Genomic DNA, 22,750 nt, shown 5'->3' with positions numbered 1-22,750 from the left:
TGAGCCCTTTGGACAGAAAACTAATTATAGGAACCCGCGGCAGTGAACTGGCGCTTTGGCAGGCACACTTTGTAAAAGATAGCCTTGCTGCACTTAACATTGATGTTGAATTAAAGATCATCAAAACGCAGGGCGACCGCATCCTGAACCTCAGCTTTGATAAGCTGGAAGGCAAAGGCTTTTTCACCAAAGAGCTGGAAGAGGAGTTATTGGCAGGCACTATAGATCTTGCTGTGCATTCGCACAAGGATCTTCCTACAGAAAATCCACCGGGACTAATTATAGCAGCAGTTTCCGAACGGGAAGACCCTTCGGAACTGCTGTTGATATTGAAAGACTGTGTTGATGTTCACCAAAAGCTGTCGGTTAAATATGGCGGTATTGTTGGCACTTCATCCAATCGGCGCAAGGCACAGTTACTGGCCTACCGCCCCGACCTGGAGATCCAGGATCTGAGAGGCAATGTCCCCACCCGTGTAGGCAAATTACGCAGTGAAAACTATGATGCCATTATGCTGGCAAAGGCCGGAGTTACCCGCCTTGGTTTGGATCTGAGCGAATTTCACGTAGAAGAATTAACCCCAACCGAACTGGTGCCTGCACCCGCGCAGGGCGCTCTGGCTATCCAGATAAGGGAAAATGATAAGGAACTGTTTGACGCCTTACAGGCACTACACCATCCAAACGTTGCGGAGGAACTGTCTGTTGAACGTACCCTGTTGAAATTATTTGGCGGAGGCTGCCATTTGCCCCTGGGCTGTTATTGCCGCAAGGAAGATGGCGTTTACCAGGTATTCACTTCCAAAGCCGATGAGGGCGACGAATTCCCCGACCGCTTATTTTTAACAGCACCAACTACCGAGGGCCTTGCTCAAAAAGTGGCCTTGTTTTTTAGCCCCGACCGTAAGTTCCCAATGAAGGTATTTATCTCAAGGGAGCTATCGGCAAATAGCTATTTCCGCAAGGCTTTGGAGAAACACGATATTGAGGTGGAGGCGCGTTCGCTTATCCGCACGGTAGCTGTAATAACCAAGCTCGATAATTACATCTTGAAAAATGTAGACTGGATCTTCTTCAGCAGTAAAAATGCAGTTGAATATTTCTTCCAGCTTGATCCCTTGTTGCCTAAAAAAGTAAAGTTTGGCGTAATGGGAAGCGGATCGGAAGATATGCTGCGCCGTAAAGGCTTCTTTGTTGACTACACCGGCGATGGTATCGATTCGGCCGAAGTGGCAGCGGAGTTTGCAGAACTGGCAAAAGGCCAAACCGTAGTGTTCCCCTCTGCCGAAAATTCAATGCGCAGCATTCAGCAGGCCTTATCGCCGGATACAAAGATCATCGACCTTACAGTTTATGAAACCATACTGGAAGACGATGTACAGCAAACAGGTGCGGAGATCATAGTGTTTACCAGTCCATCGAACGTAGAGGCTTATTTTGTAGATAACCTGCTCGACCCTGATCAAAAGGTTATAGCAATAGGCCTGTCAACCGGCAGGAAGCTGGATGAAATGGGCGTAAAATATACCCTGCCCTACTCGCCCGACGAAACCGGGCTGGCAGAAGCAGTGTTTGGTACAATTTGTTTAAGCCACCGATGTTGAGGGGGAGTTCATAGTTGATGGTTCATAGTTCATAGAAAAAGAACTACCTGCTACCAACATTCGGCTATGAACCATGAACTATTAACCATGAACTAAAAGATGTTACAAAGACCGAGAAGAAACAGAAAGAGCGAAGTTATCCGCCAGATGGTGCAGGAAACGCATGTAAGTGCCGCTAACCTAATATTCCCGCTGTTTATAATAGAGGGTAATGCCCAAAAGAGCGAAGTAGCTTCCATGCCGGGCATCTTTCGTTATTCCATCGATAATTTGCTGCGGGAGATTGAAAGCTGTTTAAAGCTCGGCTTAAATTCCTTTGATCTTTTCCCAAATATCGACGAATCGCTTAAAGATAAATACGCAACTGAAAGTCACCGTGAGCAGAGCTTATACCTGCGGTCTATCCGCGAGGTAAAAAAGAATTTTCCGGAAGCTTGCGTAATTACTGACGTTGCAATGGACCCATACAGCAGTGATGGCCACGACGGCATTGTTGAAAACGGCGAGATCCTGAATGACGAAACGCTGGAGGTGCTTGGTAAAATGGCGCTCGCACATGCACAATGCGGAGCAGACATTATTGCCCCAAGTGATATGATGGACGGTCGTGTGGGTTACATTCGCAAGGTGTTGGATGATAACAAATTCACCAATGTGTCTATCATGTCGTACTCTGCAAAATATGCGAGTGCGTTTTACGGACCTTTCAGGGATGCATTGAACTCGGCGCCTAAATTTGGTGATAAGAAGACATACCAGATGAACCCTGCCAATCAGCGGGAAGCTTTAATAGAAGCTAACCTGGATGAACTGGAGGGAGCAGACTTTTTAATGGTGAAACCTGCCCTGCCCTATCTGGATATAATTAAATTAATAAAGGACAATACTGAACTGCCCGTTGCAGCGTATAATGTGAGCGGCGAATATGCCATGATAAAGGCAGCTATACAAAAAGGCTGGCTGAATGAGCAGCGTGCCATTACCGAGGTGCTCACCAGCATCAGGCGTGCAGGTGCAAGCGCGATATTAACGTATCATGCTAAAGAGGTTTTGGAGAATAAGTGGTTGTAGTTGCCCCTAGCCCCTAAAGGGGGACAGGAATGCAATGTGAAATAAAATAATTAAAAGCGTGTAAGTTACGCGAAAAACAAAAAGTCTCCTCCCTTTAGGGGGAGATTTAGAGGGGGCTATATGTTTGATTCAATAAAAAAGAAATTTACGTCAGAAGGAAATGAGACGGCGGGCACTACAAGTAAGCCTGACATCAGCCGTGAAAAATCTGCGGAGTTATTTGCGAAGGCGAAGACATATTTCCCGGGTGGGGTTAACTCGCCGGTAAGGGCGTTTAAATCGGTTTATGGCACGCCGCTGTTTATAAAAAAGGGGGATGGCTGTTACCTGTGGGACGCTGACGATAATCAGTTTATTGATTTTTGCTGTTCATGGGGACCTTTGATCCTCGGTCATAATAATGCAAAGGTTAGGGAAAAGGTGATAGAGGTGATGCAGAACGGCATGTCGTTCGGTGCGCCTACCGCTTTGGAAAATGAGTTGGCAGAGCTGATCGTAAAGAACAATAAATTTATTGAAAAGCTGCGTTTTGTAAGTTCGGGCACCGAGGCCGTAATGTCGGCTATCCGTTTGGCCCGTGGTTATACCAAACGTGATAAGATCCTGAAGTTTGAGGGCTGCTACCATGGTCATACTGATTCATTACTGGTTAAGGCAGGTTCGGGCCTGGTAACTTTTGGTGAGACCTCATCTGCCGGTGTACCAAAAGCCTTTGCCGACGAAACCATTGTAGTTGCGTTGAACGATAAGCCCGCTATTGAAAAGGCTTTTGAAGAATTTAAGGACCAGATAGCTGCTATCATCATAGAGCCTGTTCCCGCTAACAACGGACTGCTTTTACAGGAAAAGGAATTTTTACAATACCTGCGCGAAGTTTGTACCAAAAATGGAGCTTTATTAATATTCGACGAGGTGATCTCCGGGTTCAGGCTAGGTTTTGAGGGAGCTGCTGGATATTATCAAATAAAACCAGATATCCTTACTTACGGCAAGATCATTGGCGGTGGTTTGCCTGTAGGCTGCTACGGGGCATCGGCAGAGATCATGAGCAATGTATCTCCCGATGGTGGTGTTTACCAGGCAGGCACATTATCAGGCAACCCGGTTGCCATGGCTGCAGGAATTGCCCAGTTAAGCGAATTACTGCGCATGGGCTTTTATCGCGACCTGAACAATAAAACAGAGGAGTTTACCGAAGCCATTCAGCGCTTTGCTACTGCGCGTAACTACAAGTTCAAGGTATTTACCATTGGCTCTATATTTTGGTTTGCCTTTACCGACCAGGCGGCTATCCGCCGGGCAGATGAAATTGATGCTGCAAGCATGAACAAATTCAAAAAGCTGCACCGCGAACTGCTTAACCGGGGCGTTTATTTGGGCCCAAGCGGATATGAGGTTGGATTTATATCATCGGCCCATACAAAAATAGACCTGGAGAAGGCAAAACGTGCTATATTTGATAGTCTTGAAGTAGTATTTCGTGAAAAATAAGTTGGCGGTTTACAGTAGGCAGTTTGCAATTGCAAATTGTTTAAGAAGTACTGCCAACTGCAAACTAATAACTGCAAACTGATATGAGAAGATCATTCGTAATTTTTTATGCCCTGATCATTTATGCACTTGCTGAATTGGTCTGGTGGGGCTATTTGCTGGCAAAGCTCATGCCGAGCGATATCGGTATGATAATGGGCGAGGGTTCTGTTTTTATCGTAGTATTCTTTACCGGTGCTTATTCGCTGCACAGGACAATTAAACGTGAACGTAAACTGCAGGAACAAAAAAAGAACTTTTTGCTTTCTGTAACACACGAGTTAAAATCACCGCTGGCATCTATCAAGATCCTGCTTCAAACCATACAGAAAAGAGACCTTAGCAGGGAACAGATCCTGAACTTTATCGGCAAATCTCTTAATGATATCGACAGGCTGGACGATATGGTGGAAAACATGCTGCTGGCTTCGAAGATAGATAACCACTCATACACCTTTCCTAAGGATAAGTTCAGTTTATCTGTTTTGGTGGATAGCATTGTAAACCGCCTGCAGATCACCAAATGCGAGGGAACGCAGCAGATTATCGACGCAGAAATAGAGCCCAAAATTGAAATAACAGGCGATAAATTTGCATTAACGTCGGTAGTTACCAACCTGATAGAGAACGCCATAAAATATTCAGGCCCTTGCGAAACTGTCGCCGTAAAGCTATTCTCAAAGCAGGACAAGATCTTCCTTGAGGTTGCCGATCATGGCATTGGAATAGCGGATCATGAAAAAAATCGTATTTTCGACAGGTTCTATCGTGTTGGCAGTGAAGAGACACGAAACACCAAGGGAACAGGTTTGGGTCTTTTTATTGTAAAAGAAGTGCTGGATAAGCACCAGGCAAGTATAAAAGTGAGAGATAACCGACCGGTTGGTAGTATATTTGAGGTAGTATTTGAATAGATTGACACGAATACATTAGTGTATTAATAACTTAAAATCACATGCCAAATAAAAAAAGAATTCTGTTAGCCGAGGACGAAGAGCACTTGCTTGAGGCCATTAAGCTTAACCTTGAGCTTGAGGGCTATAAGGTATCTACGGCTACTAACGGTAAAAAGGCTTTACAAATATTTAAGGAGGAGCGTTTTAACCTGGTTATACTGGATGTTATGATGCCCGAAATTGATGGTTTTGTAGTTGCTGAAACTATCAGGCTTGAAAACTCAGAGGTGCCTATCATGTTTCTTACTGCCAAAAATACAAATGAAGACAAAATTGCAGGTTTAAAGAAAGGTGCGGATGACTATCTGACAAAACCCTTTAACCTGGAGGAACTTATCCTGCGCGTAAATAACCTGGTAAAGCGCGGCCTAAAAGGCGACGACCTTAAAGAGTTTAACAGCTACAAAATAGGCGACAAAACTATTCACTTCAACTCGTTTGAACTGGTTAATGGTGATGATTCTATTACCCCGTTAACTAAAAAAGAAACCATGCTGCTTAAATTGCTGATTGAGCGTCGTAATGACGCTGTATCGCGTGAGCAGATCCTTGAAACCGTATGGAACTATGACGTTTACCCGTCAACCCGTACCATCGATAACTTTATCCTAACCTTTCGTAAGTATTTTGAACCAGATCCTAAAAACCCGGTTTATTTTCACTCTATCCGCGGGGTAGGTTATAAGTTTACCGATAATCACCATTAATGTTTACAAACAGGACACGTTTATTCATAGGTACCATATTTTTTTTGTCGATGCTGTTACTGGCATACCGGCATCTTTATGAACTGGCCTGGGTTCCGTTTACTTTGCTTGTTTTGCTTGCGTTTGACTACGTAAGGCAGGGCACATTAGTTGTTGCGGCGAGATATTTTCACCACAAGGACTACGACAAGGCTGAGCGAACTTTACTGGAGATTTTAAACCCGGGATGGCTCAGCAAAAACAGGCGCGGTTATTACGAGTTTTTGATGGGCGGTGTTTGCCTGCAAAAGCAGGACTATGCCGATGCCGAGGCACATTATGAAGTAGCGGCACAATACCCCTTACGCTCGGTTAATGACCATGTTGCAGCCCTGGTTCACGTGGCCAACATCAGCATAAGACTCGGAAACTTTGAAAAAGCTGAGGCTTATTTACAGCTTACCGAAAAACAGGAAGATAAAATAAATGCCAAGATGAAGGACGTGATTGCACGCCTTAGGCAGGAATTAGAAAAACACAAGAAATAGAATCAAGATGCAAGAGCCAGGAATCAAGATGGTAGCTGCATCCCAAAGTATTATAATAAATTACGTTAAACAGAGCGGGAAGTATGGTTTCGGATCAGGAAAATTAAATCTTGATTCTTGACTCTTGATTCCTGGCTCTCTTCACATTATGAGAGATTCGTTATTAATAAAAGCAGCATTTTCTGAAAAAACTGAACGCCCGCCCGTATGGATGATGCGCCAGGCTGGTCGTTTTATGAAGGAATACTGGGACATCAAAAACAAGTATTCGTTTTTAGAGATGTGCAAAACCCCTGAACTGGCCGCCGACGTTACCATGCTGCCGGTTGATCTGCTGGGGATTGATGCTGCCATTTTATTTTCAGATATTTTAGTTACCGGCGAAGCCATGGGCGGCGACCTGAGCTTTACCCAAAACATCGGCCCTAAGTTTGCCAACCCTGTTCGCACCAAAGCGGATATTGACAACTTACGCACCGACGTTGGCGACAGGCTGCAATATGTTGCCGATGCCATAAAGGTTATTCAACAGCGTTTAAATGGCAGCATCCCGTTGATAGGATTTGCAGGTGCACCATTCACCGTAATGAGCTACCTGGTTGAGGGCGGATCGTCAAAGGATTTTAAGCTAACCAAGCTGATGCTGCACAACGAGCCCGAGCTTGCACACCGGCTTTTATCAAAAATAGCAACTGTAACCGCCGATTATTTAAACCTGCAGATAGCAGCTGGTGTAAACGCAGTGCAGATCTTCGACAGTTGGGCGCAGGCGCTTGCATGGGATGATTACAAGGAGTTTTCGCATCGTTACATAGCCGAGATCATCAGCAAATTAAACCGCAAGGATATCCCCGTTATTTCGTTTTGCAAGGGCAGCTCGGTTTTTGCACCGCTGATGGCAGAGGCAAAGCCCGATGTGATCTCTATCGACTGGAACGTTGACTTGCTTGACATGAAAAAACGCCTGCCTGCAGGTATTGCCGTACAGGGTAACCTTGATCCGCATATTTTGTATGCTGATAAAAAGGTAATCAAGGAGCGTATTTATCGTTTATTCGACAGGATGAAGAATGAGCAAGGTTTTATCTTTAACCTTGGCCATGGCATTATGCCTGATATTCCGTTTGATAATGTGAAGTACGCGGTTGAGGTGATAAAAGAATATGCCCCCTGACCCCCTAAAGGGGGAATAAAACGGTGTGGCGTTCTGCAATATATAAATAAAAGCTTCTGTCCCCTTAGGGACAGCGGCTTATAATTCCCCCTTTAGGGGGTTAGGGGGCTCGGCATTATGTATTATTATCCATACATCCTTTCTATACATATCATCTTTGTAGTCTGCTGGATGGCGGGGCTGTTTTATATCGTACGTCTTTTTATTTACCACACCGAAGCGCAGGAAAAACCCGAGCCTGATCGCACCATCCTTTCCAAACAGTTTGAAATAATGGAGCGCAAGCTTTGGTATATCATCACGGTGCCATCTATGTTCCTGGTTTTAGCAGCCGGGATAACCATGCTTTTCATATTACCGGCATGGCTGCAGCAACCCTGGCTGCACATTAAGCTGGCCTTTGTAGGCGGTTTAATCGTTTACCACTACATCTGCCAGAACATGATAAAACAGATGGCGAAGGGTATTTTTAAATGGACATCAACCCAACTCCGCATCTGGAACGAGGTTGCCACCTTGTTTCTTTTTGCAATAGTGTTCCTGGCCGTTTTAAAGGATGGCGTTAACTGGATCTACGGGTCTGTTGGCCTGGTGTTATTGGCCGTTATCCTGATGATAGCGGTGAAGATTTATAAGCGCTTCAGGATGAAGAAATGATATTATTCAGGCTCGTATATCTTTAGTGGTGAATACTTGGCAATAAACCGAAAGTCCCGGTCATCATTTAACAGCATCACATCATTTTTTATAGCAAACATAGCAATTAAACAATCGTTGGGCTTGCGAATGGTGATTCCATTTATCCGCAATTGCCGATATAAATTGGCCGCTTCATAGGCAAGTTCATACCCGTTTCCTGTAAACTTCGTCAAAGTATTTAGGTAAGAATTAACCTTTTCAAATTCCTTGTCTGAATTAATCCCTTGCAGTACCTCCTGCACAATAACCGGGCACGTTGCTATTATAATATTGGCCAGGTTATATTTTAAAAACAAACTCGCTTCAGTTTCCTTTGCTTTAAAAAAGTTGACCCATACAGAAGTATCAACCAAAATAATATCCATTATTCGTAAGCTTTATCGTCAACTTCGATCTTTCCCCAAAGCTCCCGCAGTTTTTTTTGATTTTCGATGGTTACGTACAATTGCAAAGCTTCTTCCACGATTGCTTTTTTGGTTTTGATATTGCTGAGCATTTGAGCTTTCGCCATTAATTCATCATCTATCTCAATGTTCGTCCTCATACACATAAATTTTAATAAAGGTACACATTATTAAATAAAAACAAAATAAATTTCATACCTTTTGGGTATCGTTAATCTCTTACCAATTACCGTTTGCTACTAATTTAGAGCTTACTGCCCAACATACACCAACCCATCCTTAATCACCAGCTTCACCTGCTTCACTGCCTTAATATCTTCTGCAGGATTACCCTCAACTGCAACAAGATCTGCCAGGTAACCGGCTTTGATATTCCCCAGGTCCTTTAGCTGGAAAACAGATGCGTTTACTGACGTTGCCGACCGTAAAACATCAATCGGCTTCATGCCATAATCAACCATTAACAGCATTTCGCGGGCATTATCGCCATGGGCAAATACGCCTACGTCGCCGCCCATGCAAATGGTAACGCCTGCCTGCAATGCAGCGCTGAACGAACTGTGTTTTTGCTTTACGCCTGCAGCATCAGCATCAACACCCTTTTTCCATCCGCTGTAAGTTGCAATAGCCTCGGTAGCTGCAAGTGTAGGGCAAAGGGCGATACCTTTTTCCTTCATCAGCTTAAATAATTCCAATGTGCCATTATCGCCATGTTCAATGGTGGTTACGCCTGCGGCAATAGCTCTTCGCACCCCTTCTTCTGTACCTGAATGTACGGCCACTATCCGGCCGCTGCTTTTGGCAACTTCCACCGCTGTTTTTAATTCGGCTTCGGTAAAGGTTGGGGCGGCTGCGCCGTTTTCACCCCAGCGGTAATCTACATAAATCTTTACTACATCTGCGCCATAGCCAATTTGTGAACGCACCGCATGGGTTATACCGTCGATCCCGTCGGCTTCTTCAGCCCCTTTGATGATACTGGCTTCGGCAACGTTACTTTTAGGGCCATAGCTCCCGGTAGCAACAATAGCCCGGGTGGCAACCAGCATCCTTGGACCGGGAACAACACCTTTTATAATAGCCATCTTTAAGCCTACGTCATCGTATCCTGCTCCCTCCGTACCCAGATCCCTAACGGTGGTAAAGCCAGCCATCAGCGTTGCCTTTGCATGGTTTACGGCACGGGCAGTACGCTCGGCGCGGCTCTCATTTAGTACCTGGTTGTTCCAGCTGTTTTCGTTATAAGGGTGCAGGAACAAATGCGAATGCCCCTCAATCATGCCCGGCATCAGGGTTTGTCCTTTCAGGTCGATGACCGTTGCAGATGATGGTGCGGTAATGGATGATGGCTCGCCTGCCGCTTCAATATGGTTCCCATTTACCAGCACCCACCAGCCGGGATGCATTTGCTGCCCGTCAAACACACGGTCGGGTTTTAATAACAGGTATCCGTAGTTTATTTTTTGCTGCGCGATGGAAATGCTGAATATCGACAGCACGAAAGCTAAGGTCAGGCTAAATATTTTCATTGGGCTTTAGATAGATGTAGAGCAAGTTATCAAATTTATTTTTATTCCGATGCAACCATTTCCCTTACCTTTTCATCTTACCTTTAAATGATGTTTTTGGAGCCTAAATATACTATCGACGAATTGATTAAAAGATGTAAAGCTAATGAGCGTAAAGCCCAGGAGCTGCTCTATAAACAATTTGCTTCAAAAATGATGGGGGTGTGCTTAAGGTATGCTACAGACCGGATGGAAGCCGAAGACATGTTGCAAAATGGCTTTATAAAGGTTTTTCAAAGGATGGAGGATTACCGGGGCGATGGCTCGTTTGAGGGATGGATCCGCCGGATAATGGTTCACAGCTCAATTGAGTACTACCGCAAATATCATAAAATGGTGCAGCTGGTTGATATTGAGGATGCATCCGGGCATACCGCAGTTGACGCATTGGCAACATCAAAACTGGCAGCTGTCGACCTGATGGCTTTGGTGCAGCAGCTGGCACCGGGCTACCGGATCGTATTCAACTTATACGCCATTGAAGGCTATTCGCACCGGGAGATAGCCGGGATGATAGGTATAAGTGAGGGCGCTTCGAAATCGCAGCTGTCAAGGGCCCGTACGGTATTAAAGGAACAGGTAATAAAAATGGAAGGTAAAAAATATGGACATGCAGGATAAGGAATTTGATCAGCTATTCCGCTCAAAGCTCGACGATTTTGAGACGGAACCAACCAGCCAGGTTTGGGATGGCATTGTTGAGGGGCTTGATGGCAAACGCCGCTACAGGGCGCCGCTGCCATGGCTAAGCATTGCTGCCAGCATCGTCCTGTTGGCATTTGCGGGCATCCTGTTCATCCCGCAAAAACATCCTGATGCAACAAAACCGCCTGTAAAACCTTTGGCAGCCAAAACAAATCCGCAGCCTGTTGTTACTACAGCTGACCCGGTAAAAACACAGCCGCAAAACGTTGTTAAGCCGGCGCCGGTGGTTAATAATATTGCAGCCGTTAAACATGTAAAAGCTGTTAACCCGGTTCAGGCAAATCCTGTAGCTTCGCCAACTGTGGTAACCAGCCCTGCCAGGCCTGATGATCAGCAGGTAATAGCAGCCGCACAGCCTAAACGGGACATTATTACTTCCGTAGTGCCCGATATGGCATTGAGCACCAAAACTGTTGTTGGCGACATAACCGCAACTGTTATACCATCAAGGGCTGCATTAACGGCAAGCACGTTGCCTGTTGCTGATAACAGACCTGCCGAAACAGATGTGTTAAAACCTAAACGCAGTGCACACGGCATAGGTGGTTTTTTAAACGCTGTGATAGCTAAGGTTGATAAAAGAAAAACAAAACTGATCGAATTTACCGACGCAGACGATGATGAAACAAACGTAATGTCGATTAACCTGGGGGCATTAAAATCGAAAAGGGAAGAAACTAAATAGGATTAGAACCAAGAGTCAAGAACCAAGAGCCAAGAGAAAAGAATCGCGAAAATGATTCCTTTGGCAAAATTTTAAATCTTGATTCCTGGCTCTTGAATCTTGACTCTCAAAAAAAGAAACACAACATGAAAAAATTAATACTAACCGCAATAATAAGCATCTCATTATACAGTGCTTTTGCACAGACTTTAAAGGACAGCACCAAAGCTGCTTCCGATTCCACAAAAAGCAGGGGCTTTAAAATGTCCGTTGGCTATGGCGACGAGGGCGATAAAAAATGGCCCAAAGATACCGTACACCACGAAAGCGCCTATCCGCGCATCTCGTTCGGGCTTACCTTTTCACGGTTCGACCTTGGATTGGCTACTTTGGTTGATAACGGCAGCTTTACCCTGTCGCCGCAAAACAACTTCCTGCGCTACCGCTCATGGAAAACCAGCAACGTGGGTTTCGACCTGGTGCAGCTTGGTGTAAGATTTAATCCTAATTTCAAGATCTACCTGTCGGGCGGGTTCGACTGGACGCTGATCCGTTTGCGGGACAATATCACCATCCTGCCAAATCAGCCGGTATTAACCTATCGCCAGGATAACATCAACTACAGCAAAAACCGCTTTTCATCAAGCTATATCCGCATCCCCTTATCGTTCGATTTCCGCACCAATGAAAATTCAGAGGGCAAACGGGCGCACTTCGTGATCGGTCCGGATGGCGGCTTCCTGTTGGGTGGCAGGGTGAAGCAGATCAGCAAAGAAAACGGCAAGCAGAAGATCGACGACGATTACCACTTCACCCACTTCCGTTACGGCGGCTTTGTACGCATGGGCTACGGCGACTGGGGCATCTTCGCCAAATACTACGTTAACGACATGTTCGAGAACAGCCCCGCACAAAAAGGGTTAAAGAACTTCTCGTTCGGGTTTACGCTAGGATTCTAAATTTCCCAAACTCCCCGCGCGTCATCACGAGGAACGAAGCAACCTCTACGCAGGACAATCAGGAATCTTTATGCCGCTGGGACCTTTCAGCCGCTGACAGGTTACCACAATTTTAATACTCCCTTATCTGCATAGCTTATAGATTGCTTCGTTCCTCGCAAGGACGTGGCGGTGAGGATTGGTTTCGGCAAAAGGAAAACTTGTCATTTCAACACTAATAATTGCGGCATTTTATTTAGTTTCGGATTATTATAAACCATAACTATTTACGTTCATGAAAATTAAGGTATTACTGTTGCTGTGCTTCATGTTTTCGCTGTGTGCAACGGCACAAACGGGCAAAACTTACCAGGTAAAATCGCCCGATGGCAAAATCAGCGTTAGCATTGTTGCGGGTGCGGCTGTCAGCTGGTCGGTTAAGCACGAGGATACCGAAGTGATCATGCCCTCTGAAATCTCCATGACGCTTGACAATGGCGAGATATTGGGTAAAAACGCCGTGGTAAAAAAGGCGAGCCCGACTTCAAGCAATACCACCATTATAACGCCGATCTACAAAAAAAGCCAGGTAAAGGATAATTTCAACCAGCTAACCCTAAGCTTTAAAGGCGATTATTCGCTTGTGTTCCGGGTGTACGATGATGGGGCTGCTTATCGTTTCATCACACAAAAAAAGGGAGATATTACCATTGTTAACGAGGAAGCCAATTTCAAATTCAAGGATGATGACAAGGCGTTTTTGCCTTTTGTAAGCGATTACCGTAACAAGGATAAATTCACCACATCGTTCGAGGGGCATTATGACAACATCAGCTTATCAGCCATAAAAAAAGATACGCTGGCATTTCTGCCCGTTTTGATTGATGTGGGCAGCCCTAAAAAAGCGGTGATACTGGAAGCCGATCTGCAGGATTACCCGGGCATGTACCTTACCCAAGGCGAGAGTAACAGCCTGCATGGTGTGTTCGCAAAATATCCAACGGAGGAAGCTATTTTAAGGATCAACTACGTGGTGAAGCAGCGTGCCGGTTACATCGCCAAAACCGCAGGTACCCGCAGCTTTCCTTGGCGGGTGGTGGTCATCAGCACCGAAGATAAGCAGCTGGCCGATAATGATATGATGCAGAAGCTGGCGGAGCCCTCACAGATCACGGATTACTCATGGATAAAACCCGGCAAGGTTGCCTGGGACTGGTGGAACGACTGGAACGTTACCCATGTTGATTTTAAAGCCGGCATAAACGTGCCAACCTATAAATACTACACCGATTTCGCGGCAGCAAACAAGCTGGAATATATTATTATTGACGAGGGCTGGAGTGACGATTATGATCTGAACAAAACCAAGCTCGACGTGCAGCAGATAGTAGATTACGCCAAACAAAAAAATGTAGGAGTGATCTTGTGGGCCACCTGGTATTCCTTTCAACGGGATACCGAGGGGATTTTGGCGAAATATGAAAAGATGGGCGTAAAAGGCTTCAAGGTTGATTTTATCGACCGCGACGATCAGAAGATGGTAAGCTCGTTATACGCCATTGCTAAAACAGCAGCCGCTCACCACATGCTGATAGACTACCATGGCATGTATAAGCCAAGCGGGATGCAGCGCACCTGGCCCAACATCATCAACTGCGAGGGTGTAAAAGGATTGGAGAATATGAAGTGGGGAACGGATAACCAGCCGGGCTATGATGTGAGTATTCCGTATATCCGCATGACGTCAGGATCGATGGATTATACGCCGGGTGGGATGCGTAATGCCACAAAGGAGGCGTTCAGGCCGGTAAACTCAAACCCAATGACACAGGGCACCCGCTGCCACCAACTGGCTATGTACACCGTATTTGAGGCCCCGCTGCAAATGCTGAGCGACAACCCGTCCATCTACCAGCGCGAGCAGGAAAGCACCAATTTCATCGCCGCAGTGCCTACCACTTTCGATGCCACCGTATCGCTCGACGGCAAGGTTGGCGACTTTGTAAGCATCGCCCGCAAAAAAGGCAGCACCTGGTACGCCGGCGTAATGACCAACTGGAACCCAAGAAACCTAACTGTTGATCTTTCATTTTTGGGCGATGGCAGTTATAAGGCGATCATATTTGAAGATGGCATAAACGCCAACAAGGACGCAACGGATTACACCACAAAAACCATAACCGTAACTGCAAAGGATAAGTTGAACATCAAAATCGCATCCGGCGGCGGCTGGGCTGCACGGTTCGAAAAGCTGTAAACCACTCGCAGGGGCGTAAAGCTTACGCCCTCTGCCATAAAAGCCGGCCTAAATTATTAAACAAGCTTTTTCAAAGCCTATCAAAATGATAATCGACTTATCATTTTGATAGGCCTTGGTGTTTTTTGTACAATATGTTAATTTACTGTAATTCAATTAATTGAGTGGATAAATGGCATTTTAAGGCCTCATGGTACGGCTATTGACTGTCCCATTTCAAATTAATTGATACTATCAAAATGATAATTCCCCTTCCGGCTTGTTTAATTGCTTCATTTCGGCCAGAATATCTTCAAGTTTTTCATCAATCCCCTGTTCATATTATTTACTAGTTCATGCATTCACACTTAACAAAACTTTCATTTGCCGGTGCGCTGGTCACCCTTGGAATAATTTTTGGCGATATAGGTACCTCGCCGCTGTATGTTTTTCAAACCTTGCTGGTTGAGGGCGGTAAAATCAACACCCTTTTGGTATTAGGCTCCATCTCCTGTATCTTCTGGACGCTCACCCTGCAGACCACCTTTAAATACATTGTTATTACCCTGCAGGCCGACAACCACGGTGAAGGCGGCATCTTCTCGCTATACGCCCTTGTAAGGCGCTACGGAAAATGGCTGGCTATCCCTGCAATAATTGGCGCAGGTACACTGCTTGCCGACGGGATCATCACCCCTCCTATCTCGGTAACATCAGCTATTGAAGGCTTAAGTAACGTGCCATCGCTGGCGGCAGTATTTGTACCGGGCAACAAGCTTATTTTAGGTATTGTGATCGGGATAATGCTGTTGCTGTTTTTCTTTCAGCAATTTGGCACCAAGGTAGTAGGCTCGGCATTCGGACCGGTAATGCTGATGTGGTTTTTGATGATCGGCGTTTTAGGCGGCATCCAGTTTGCGCACAACCCGGCAATTATTAAAGCATTAAACCCCTATTACGGTATCGAACTATTAACGACGCATCCAAGGGCTATTTACCTGTTAGGTGCAGTGTTCCTGTGTACAACAGGTGCCGAGGCCCTTTATTCCGATCTTGGGCATTGTGGTCGTAAAAACATCCAGGTGAGCTGGATCTTTGTAAAAATATCGCTTATTTTAAGTTACCTGGGCCAGGGTGCATGGGTATTAATGCAGCCTGCGGGCAAGAACTTTACCGGTGTAAATCCATTTTACCAGATAGTTCCCGATCCGCATGTATTCATGATCCCGTGTGTAGCATTGGCAACCATGGCAACTATCATCGCCAGCCAGGCATTGATCAGCGGATCATTCACGCTCATCAGCGAAGCGGTAAGTATGAACTTCTGGCCACGCATCACCATAAAATACCCGTCGAACATTCGCGGTCAGATCTATATCCCCAGCATCAACTGGATCCTATGCTTTGGCTGCGTGGCAGTATCCCTGTACTTCCAAACCTCAGAAGCAATGACGGCTGCCTACGGGTTCTCCATCACCATAGCCATGCTGATGACCACCATACTGATGTATTACTTTATGCGGTATGTTAAGCACTGGCCGGTCTGGCTGGTTACCATTATTCTTTGTGTGTTCTTAACGGTCGAGTTCTCGTTCTTTGTGGCAAATGCCATCAAGCTGCTTAAACGGCTCTTCTTCCTGGTGTTTGAATTTGGGTTGATCTTTACCATGTATATTTGGTTTAAGGCCCGCAAGATCAATAACCGCTTCCTGCATTTTGTTGATTTAAAGGATCAAATCCCATTGTTAAACGCTTTAAGCGCCGATACGTCTGTAAGTAAATATTCAACCCATCTTATCTATCTTACCAAAGCTAACAACTCCAAACAGATAGAAGAGAAAATCCTGTACTCCATCATGAGCAGGAAGCCAAAGCGGGCGGATACCTATTGGTTTATCCATATTGAAACCACCAACGAGCCCTATACCATGGAGTACAGCGTTGACCAGCTGGAGCCCGGAAAGATCATCAGGGTTGAATTCAGGCTTGGTTTCAGGATCCAGCCGAGGGTAAATGTGCTGTTCCGCAAGGTTATTGAAGATATGGTTGCCCGTAAGGAGGTTGACATCACCAGTCGTTACGAATCATTAAACAAGTTTAAGATAAGCGCCGACTTCAGGTTTGTGATCATGGAGAAATTTCTTTCGTACAACAACTCGTTCAGCGTTAAGGAGGGCTTCATATTGAACAGTTATTTCGCCATCAAGAAGCTGGCTCAGTCGGAAGCAAAAGCCTTTGGTTTGGATACCAGCGAAACCTATGTAGAAAAGATCCCGCTGGTGGTGAAGCCTGTAGGCAACATCTCACTGAAAAGGATCCCTGCGGTATAAATATCATCCGCAATAAAAAAGCGTCACGGACTAAAAATCAAGTGACGCTTTTTGCATTATATATGTTGATTACCCCTCTGGGGGGCATTGAATAGGGCTGATTAATTAACGTAAATATCGCCGCTCCCGGTTTTTGATTTGGATACATTTTTAGGATTGCCTGAGCAATGGATATCACCTGAGCCATGTACGGCAGCATCTATCTTTTCGCTTGCGTTAACATAAGCATCACCCGAGCCGGTAAGACGGATTGCAGTGCTTACGGTTTCAAGGTTGCGTGCGGTATAATCTCCTGAACCTACCAGGCTAACAGTTGAGCTTTCGGCACGGCCTGTAAGCTTCATATCGCCTGAACCAGAAATGCTGCTTTCCAGTGTTTTGGCCTGTACTTTTCCTGACATATCACCTGAGCCGCTGATCTTTAATCTTAGCGTGTTTGCTGTAAGGCCGTCTTTAAAAGAAACATCACCCGATCCGGTTATGCTGATTGAATTCAGTTCTTTAGCGGTTACATAAATGGCTATCTTTTTATGATTGCCCCACCAGTTGCCCCAGTTAAAGTTGTCGTGTTTGCTGTATATTTTTAATACGCCGCCGTTTACTTCGGTCAGGATCTTGTCGATCACATCAGACGGCGCTTCCACCTTAACAGATTCGTTCGATCCCTGGGTAATAAACACATCGAATGATCCGGCAACGTTAATCCCGTTAAAGCCTGATAGATGACGATCCTGGGTTTCAGCGGGGCTTACCACTACGGTTGCGGCAGGCTTTGCGTAAGTATATCCGGTGCTTGTTAACAGCGCAGCGGCCAGTAAAAATTTGCTTATCAATTTCATAGTACTATTAGTTTTGTTTAATGAGACGTTGTTTTAACCATTAGGTTGCATCGAAATTAAAGAAAAAAATAAAGTAAATAATAACCCGGGTAACTTAATAGTACAAGTTTTATGAGATGCTTATTTTTAAATCAGAATAGTTAAATTTGTGTATCAATAATCAAAACATGTCGGTAGCTGAAATAAAGAAGACGAAATCTAACCTGATAGAATGGATAGAACAACTATCAGACACTAATATGCTTTTTCTTTTAGAGCGATTAAGGACCTCCGAAACAGAGAATGATTGGTGGAATGATCTCTCTGAATCTCAAAGGCAACATATCAATGAGGGTCTGGCCGATGCCGAAAATGGTCGTACTGTGTCAGCAGAAATATTTTGGAGTAAGCTGAAAAATGGTTGATAACTGCATCTATAATATACATTATACCGACCGTTCTCTTGCTGATGCCCTTACTATAAAGGGATACTTACTTTACAAGTTCACACAAAAGGAAGTTGATAAGTTTTATAAAATGCTGGGTGTTTTTGAAAGCCTGGTTTGTTCCTTTCCTAAACTCTACCCTAAGAGTTCAAAAAGTAAAAACGTCAGGCGGGCTGTATTGAGTAAGCAGCTTTCTGTTTTTTACACCGAATCAAAAAATACAATTATCGTAATAGCTATCCTCGATAATCGGATGGATACAGTGAAATGGCCTTAAGCAAAATGCCGGATCTTGAATTTCAAAACCCGGCATTTTTATTCTTTGCTCCCCTTTAGGGGCTGGGGGCAGCTAATCCACCATCACCCCGATATAATAATTAAAGGTATCTACCTCGATGTTATCTTTTGTTGCACCACTGATCTCAACCGGTTTAAAACGGGTTGATGGTGTGATAAACTGGTATTCGCCGCCTTTAAGTTTTACCCTTACCGGCATATCAAATCCCTTTACATCCGAGATCCAGCGAACAAATAACTTGCCGCCTGTTTGCATAAAGTTCAGGATCGGGATGCTCCTGTATTTAAGGTATTGTGAAAACACCGGCGACAAATCCTTACCTGATTGTGTGTTGATGTAATTTACCACATCATCATAAGTTACGGTTTGGTGATAAAAGGTTTTGTTTAACCCGCGAAGGATATCGCGCCATTTGGCATCGTCGTTAATGATGGTGCGGATCATGTTCAGCATGTTACCGCCTTTGTAGTACATATCGCCCGAACCTTCTTTGTTTACGTTATAAACGCCAAGGATAGGTGCGTCGTTCTGAATAGCGAAGCGGGTGCCATGCACATATTCCTGCCCGGCTTGTTTGCCGTAGCGCTGCTCAACAAATAACGATTCAGAGTAATTGGTAAAGCTCTCGTGGATCCACATATCGGCCAGGTCCTTCGAGGTGATGTTATTACCGAACCACTCGTGACCGCTTTCGTGTACTACAATAAAATCCCATTTAAGTCCCCAGCCGGTACCTGAAAGGTCACGACCAAGATAGCCGTTGCCGTAATGGTTGCCGTAAGCAGTTCCGCTCTGGTGCTCCATACCTAAGTGCGGCGCTTCTATCAACTTATAGCCATCCTCGTAAAAAGGATACGGACCAAACCAATACTCAAAGGCTTTGATCATATCCTTAACGTTTTCGCCAAACTGCTTTTTGGCTTTCGCAACGTTGTATGATAATACCCAATAATCTAAAGTCAGCTTGCCTTTTTCACCATCGTAAGTATCGCTGATGTGTGAGTATTTACCGATGTTGGCTTCGATATCATAATTGTTGATGGGGTTAGCCACAAACCAGTCGAAACGGGTATAATCATTCTTCAGATCAGTTACTTTGCGTAAGCGACCGTTTGACGCGTCAGTTAGACCTTTAGGCACGCTGATGCTGATCAAAGCGCTGTCAACTTCATCAGCCTGCTGATCTTTGTTCGGCCACCAGATGCTGGCGCCAATGCCCTGGCAGGCAGTTGCTACCCACGGGTTGCCCAGCGAATCCTTGGAAAACACAATCCCGCCATCCCAAGGGGCGCGCTTGGCTATGGTTGGGTTACCCGAGTAAAATACGGTAAACTCATCCTTGCTGCCTTTTGCTATAGTAGCTGGGAAGGTAACGAAGACTGCATTGAATTCCCTTATGAAAGGTAGCTCACGGCCTTTGTAAACCACCTTTTCAACCTTTAAGTTGGCAAAAAGATCGAATTGCAGCTTGGTAAAATCCTGCGTAGCTGTAAACTTAAACAGGTTGCTGCCGCTAATAAATTTATTGTCGATATCAAACTTAACATCCAAATGGTAATAGTTGATATCGTAGCAGGTGCGCAAGGGCGAAAGGTATCCGCGCAATGAATCTGCACGTGTAAACACTTCCTTTTTTGCACCCAGTTGAGCGTTAGCGCCAAAGGCAACTAATGCCAGGGCGCAGGTAATTATTGATCTGTATAGTTTCATTTATGTTTATTAATCAGTGTAATCTTTTTTAAATCGGTGCAATCATCTAATCCAAAACAGTAATCTTAACGCTTGATTTATTTTGTGCGTCATGATAGATCCTGATAGTTGATTTCTGAAAATCAGAATCCTTAGCCTGGTTGATGTCCACAAATTTTTGCGGATTCCGGTCAGCCAGCGGGAACCATGAGCTTTGTACCTGGATCATGATGCGGTGACCTTTCCTGAAGGTATGGCCAACATCCGGCAGGTTGTATTTAACCTCGGTTACTTTACCCGGTACGAATGGCTCAGGTTTTTCGAACGAGTTGCGGAACTTGCCCCTCATGATCTCGCCCCTAACCAGCATCTGGTAGCCGGGCATGATGATGTTTTTAGGGTTCGGTGTTGGGTTTGGATAATTGTCCGGGAAAACATCGATCAGCTTAACCACGTAATCGACGTCGGTAGTACTGATAGACGAGAACAGGTCGGCAACCACCGGACCGGTTAGGGTCATATCACTGGTAAGTGTGTCCGTTTGGTAAACCTTTACATCAGGCCTGCGTGAAGCAAAACGTTGGTCGTCCAGCATATATTCGCGGGTACGGCGGGCTTGCACGCCATCCTGGTAAGGAACCGGTGATGATGGATCACTTACATATTCGTCAAAGCTATCGCCGCCGGTTGGTGCCTCAAAAGACAGCTTACCGTTTGAATGGAAGTATAAAGTTTTTTCGGTTGAGTTTGCAGGCGGCCATTTGCTGAATTTCTTCCACTCGTTGCTGCCCGAAATAAAGATGGCTGCTTTAGGCAGATCCATTTCGCCCTCACCCTTAAGGTAAAATTTAAAGAACGGAAGCTCCAAATTCTCGCGGAACCATTTGCTGGTGTTCGAGCCAAAATCCTGGTCTCCGAAATGCTGGATGTCGGCGGCTTCCCAGCCACCGTGGTACCATGGGCCCATAACCAGCATGTTTTTATGATCGGCAGGATTTTGCTTCTCTATAGCGTCAAATACGTGCAGGGCTCCAAAGCAATCCTCGGCATCAAAGAAACCGCCAACAACCATTGTAGCTGGCGTAAGATTCTTAAGGTGCGGACGGATGTTCATATCCTGCCAGAATTTATCATAATTTGGATGCGCCATCATATCGTTCCAAAACTTCACCGAATCGCCAAAATAGTATTTCTTGTAATTTGGCAATGCACCTAATTTAAGGTAGAAACTATAATTATCAGGCGCTTTAAATTTGATGCCGTTTTTAAATTGAGCCGGCGTAATTGGTACCGGCCTTGGAACGCCAAAGCTGGTAATAAACGAAAATGCATCCATCACGAACAGCGCACCATTATGATGGAAGTCATCGCCGATAAACCAATCCGTCACGGGAGCCTGCGGCGATACAGCTTTTAAAGCCGGGTGCGCATTTGGCAATGATGCAGTTGAATAAAAGCCGGGATAAGAAATTCCCTCGATCCCTACTTTGCCATTGTTATTTGGCAAGTTTTTTATCAGCCAGTCGATAGTATCATACGTATCAGAGCTTTCGTCAACCTGCGTTTTCCCCTTTTTGTTTTCTATATCGGGGCGCACATCAATGAAATCGCCCTCACTCATCCATTTGCCGCGTACATCCTGGTAAACAAAAATAAAGCCCTCCATTAAAAGCAGGCTGTTTTGTCCCAGCGACTTACGGTAAGCATTTTCGCCGTATGGTGATACGGTGTAAGGTGTACGTGTCATCAGGATCGGGTATTTTTTTGATTGATCCTTAGGCAGATAAATGGAGGTGAACAGTTTTTTACCATCGCGCATGGTAATATATTTTTCCATTTTGGTGTAGTGCTCGCGGACATAGCCGGTATCTACAGGCGCCTGGGCATAGGTAAAAGTGCAGAGCAGCACAAACCCGATTAAGAGTAGTTGTTTCTTCATGTTAGTTCGGTCAGTTTATGAAGCTAATTTAATAAGATATTCAGTAATATGCTATTAGTGTTAACACTGTTACAGAAACAGGATAAAGTTCTATTATAAAAAGATAATATCTGGGTACAATAATAGGGGTGTAATTACTTATTAAAAAAATTTAAAAAGTATTGCATTTGTAAAAATATTTTTATTAAGTTTGTTTTAAATAATGCATTGCACGCTAATGATAGGTGAACTTTACATCAACCTTATGTCGGTAAGGGGAATTATAGTTAAATTGGTTTGAATAAAATCCTCGCCCAGGCGGGGATTTTCTTTGTAATGCTTTTTTGAGAATTCTTTAATATCTAAATACAATTCAACCTAAAAAATGGCCCGATTAAATTTATTAGAAGAGACGCGATACGAGAAATTGCCGGTAACGGTATACGCAGATCAAAAGACAGCGTCAGT

At 44.8% G+C, this 22,750-nt stretch carries 21 protein-coding genes; 15 read left to right on the top strand and 6 right to left on the bottom strand.

All coding sequences use genetic code 11. The annotated features are described in order from the left end of the window. Positions 1–8: 8 nt before the first annotated feature. The 8 genes from hemC (at position 9) to hemJ (ending at position 8,226) form a co-directional block, all read left to right on the top strand. Complete coding sequence (gene hemC, locus KXD93_RS29795; protein ID WP_258141210.1) at positions 9–1,604, top strand: hydroxymethylbilane synthase; 1,596 nt, start codon at positions 9–11, stop codon at positions 1,602–1,604. A 99-nt stretch (positions 1,605–1,703) separates the two neighbouring features. After that, positions 1,704–2,675 carry a porphobilinogen synthase gene (gene hemB / locus KXD93_RS29790; RefSeq protein WP_258141209.1) on the top strand — a complete coding sequence of 324 codons (972 nt, stop codon included), beginning with the start codon at positions 1,704–1,706 and terminating at the stop codon, positions 2,673–2,675. Positions 2,676–2,795: 120 nt separating this feature from the next. Beyond that, a complete protein-coding gene (gene hemL / locus KXD93_RS29785) occupies positions 2,796–4,166 on the top strand; it encodes a glutamate-1-semialdehyde 2,1-aminomutase (RefSeq protein ID WP_258141208.1) in 1,371 nt (456 codons plus the stop codon). 83 nt (positions 4,167–4,249) lie between these two features. After that, positions 4,250–5,119 (top strand): sensor histidine kinase, encoded by an 870-nt coding sequence (locus KXD93_RS29780; RefSeq protein WP_258141207.1) that lies wholly within the window; start codon positions 4,250–4,252, stop codon positions 5,117–5,119. 41 nt (positions 5,120–5,160) lie between these two features. Then, positions 5,161–5,868 carry a response regulator transcription factor gene (locus tag KXD93_RS29775; protein WP_258141206.1) on the top strand — a complete coding sequence of 236 codons (708 nt, stop codon included), beginning with the start codon at positions 5,161–5,163 and terminating at the stop codon, positions 5,866–5,868. Next, on the top strand, positions 5,868–6,395 hold the full coding sequence (locus tag KXD93_RS29770) for a tetratricopeptide repeat protein (protein ID WP_258141205.1): 528 nt from the start codon (positions 5,868–5,870) through the stop codon (positions 6,393–6,395). The genes KXD93_RS29775 and KXD93_RS29770 overlap by 1 nt, the downstream gene beginning before the upstream one ends. 148 nt (positions 6,396–6,543) lie before the next feature. Next, positions 6,544–7,569: a uroporphyrinogen decarboxylase gene (gene hemE / locus KXD93_RS29765; protein WP_258141204.1), complete on the top strand. Its 1,026-nt coding sequence runs from the start codon at positions 6,544–6,546 to the stop codon at positions 7,567–7,569. Positions 7,570–7,686: 117 nt separating this feature from the next. Next, positions 7,687–8,226 carry a protoporphyrinogen oxidase HemJ gene (gene hemJ, locus KXD93_RS29760; RefSeq protein ID WP_258141203.1) on the top strand — a complete coding sequence of 180 codons (540 nt, stop codon included), beginning with the start codon at positions 7,687–7,689 and terminating at the stop codon, positions 8,224–8,226. Between the two features lie 2 nt (positions 8,227–8,228). Here hemJ and vapC read toward each other — a convergent pair whose 3' ends face one another. From vapC to KXD93_RS29745, 3 genes are all read right to left on the bottom strand, one after another. After that, positions 8,229–8,633 (bottom strand): type II toxin-antitoxin system VapC family toxin, encoded by a 405-nt coding sequence (gene vapC / locus KXD93_RS29755; protein ID WP_258141202.1) that lies wholly within the window; start codon positions 8,631–8,633, stop codon positions 8,229–8,231. Continuing rightward, positions 8,633–8,812 carry a type II toxin-antitoxin system VapB family antitoxin gene (locus tag KXD93_RS29750; RefSeq protein WP_258141201.1) on the bottom strand — a complete coding sequence of 60 codons (180 nt, stop codon included), beginning with the start codon at positions 8,810–8,812 and terminating at the stop codon, positions 8,633–8,635. Before KXD93_RS29750 ends, vapC begins: the two co-directional genes overlap by 1 nt. 111 nt (positions 8,813–8,923) lie before the next feature. Further along, positions 8,924–10,201: a metal-dependent hydrolase family protein gene (locus KXD93_RS29745; protein WP_258141200.1), complete on the bottom strand. Its 1,278-nt coding sequence runs from the start codon at positions 10,199–10,201 to the stop codon at positions 8,924–8,926. 90 nt (positions 10,202–10,291) lie between these two features. Here KXD93_RS29745 and KXD93_RS29740 point away from each other — a divergent pair, with 90 nt between their 5' ends. From KXD93_RS29740 to KXD93_RS29720, 5 genes are all read left to right on the top strand, one after another. Next, complete coding sequence (locus KXD93_RS29740) at positions 10,292–10,861, top strand: RNA polymerase sigma factor (RefSeq protein WP_258141267.1); 570 nt, start codon at positions 10,292–10,294, stop codon at positions 10,859–10,861. Continuing rightward, a complete protein-coding gene (locus KXD93_RS29735; protein ID WP_258141199.1) occupies positions 10,845–11,630 on the top strand; it encodes a hypothetical protein in 786 nt (261 codons plus the stop codon). Before KXD93_RS29740 ends, KXD93_RS29735 begins: the two co-directional genes overlap by 17 nt. Before the next feature lie 125 nt (positions 11,631–11,755). Continuing rightward, positions 11,756–12,568, top strand: a complete 813-nt coding sequence (locus KXD93_RS29730) for an outer membrane beta-barrel protein (RefSeq protein ID WP_258141198.1) — start codon at positions 11,756–11,758, stop codon at positions 12,566–12,568. 274 nt (positions 12,569–12,842) lie between these two features. Continuing rightward, on the top strand, positions 12,843–14,804 hold the full coding sequence (locus KXD93_RS29725) for a retaining alpha-galactosidase (protein WP_258141197.1): 1,962 nt from the start codon (positions 12,843–12,845) through the stop codon (positions 14,802–14,804). Positions 14,805–15,139: 335 nt separating this feature from the next. Further along, on the top strand, positions 15,140–17,113 hold the full coding sequence (locus KXD93_RS29720) for a KUP/HAK/KT family potassium transporter (RefSeq protein ID WP_258141196.1): 1,974 nt from the start codon (positions 15,140–15,142) through the stop codon (positions 17,111–17,113). Positions 17,114–17,214: 101 nt separating this feature from the next. On the opposite strand, the gene KXD93_RS29715 is transcribed toward KXD93_RS29720, so the two are convergent. Continuing rightward, entirely contained in the window at positions 17,215–17,952 is a 738-nt protein-coding gene (locus KXD93_RS29715) for a head GIN domain-containing protein (protein ID WP_258141195.1), read from the bottom strand. Positions 17,953–18,119: 167 nt separating this feature from the next. On the opposite strand from KXD93_RS29715, the gene KXD93_RS29710 reads away from it, so the two are divergent. Both KXD93_RS29710 and KXD93_RS29705 read left to right on the top strand, forming a co-directional pair. Beyond that, the gene (locus KXD93_RS29710) at positions 18,120–18,356 is read left to right on the top strand and encodes a hypothetical protein (RefSeq protein ID WP_258141194.1); all 237 of its coding nucleotides are present in this window, start codon (positions 18,120–18,122) and stop codon (positions 18,354–18,356) included. Then, positions 18,349–18,654 carry a type II toxin-antitoxin system RelE/ParE family toxin gene (locus KXD93_RS29705; protein ID WP_258141193.1) on the top strand — a complete coding sequence of 102 codons (306 nt, stop codon included), beginning with the start codon at positions 18,349–18,351 and terminating at the stop codon, positions 18,652–18,654. The genes KXD93_RS29710 and KXD93_RS29705 overlap by 8 nt, the downstream gene beginning before the upstream one ends. A gap of 72 nt (positions 18,655–18,726) precedes the next feature. On the opposite strand, the gene KXD93_RS29700 is transcribed toward KXD93_RS29705, so the two are convergent. Together KXD93_RS29700 and KXD93_RS29695 are read right to left on the bottom strand one after the other, a co-directional pair. After that, positions 18,727–20,385, bottom strand: a complete 1,659-nt coding sequence (locus tag KXD93_RS29700; RefSeq protein WP_258141192.1) for a M1 family metallopeptidase — start codon at positions 20,383–20,385, stop codon at positions 18,727–18,729. A gap of 46 nt (positions 20,386–20,431) precedes the next feature. Next, the gene (locus KXD93_RS29695; protein ID WP_373417384.1) at positions 20,432–22,303 is read right to left on the bottom strand and encodes a CocE/NonD family hydrolase; all 1,872 of its coding nucleotides are present in this window, start codon (positions 22,301–22,303) and stop codon (positions 20,432–20,434) included. Positions 22,304–22,750 lie beyond the last annotated feature (447 nt).

The sequence above is a fragment of the Mucilaginibacter phenanthrenivorans genome, assembly GCF_024721155.1.
In the GTDB taxonomy this organism is placed as follows: domain Bacteria; phylum Bacteroidota; class Bacteroidia; order Sphingobacteriales; family Sphingobacteriaceae; genus Mucilaginibacter; species Mucilaginibacter phenanthrenivorans.
The sequence above is the reverse complement of the archived record's forward strand: the minus strand, read 5'-3'. Positions and strand labels throughout refer to the sequence as shown.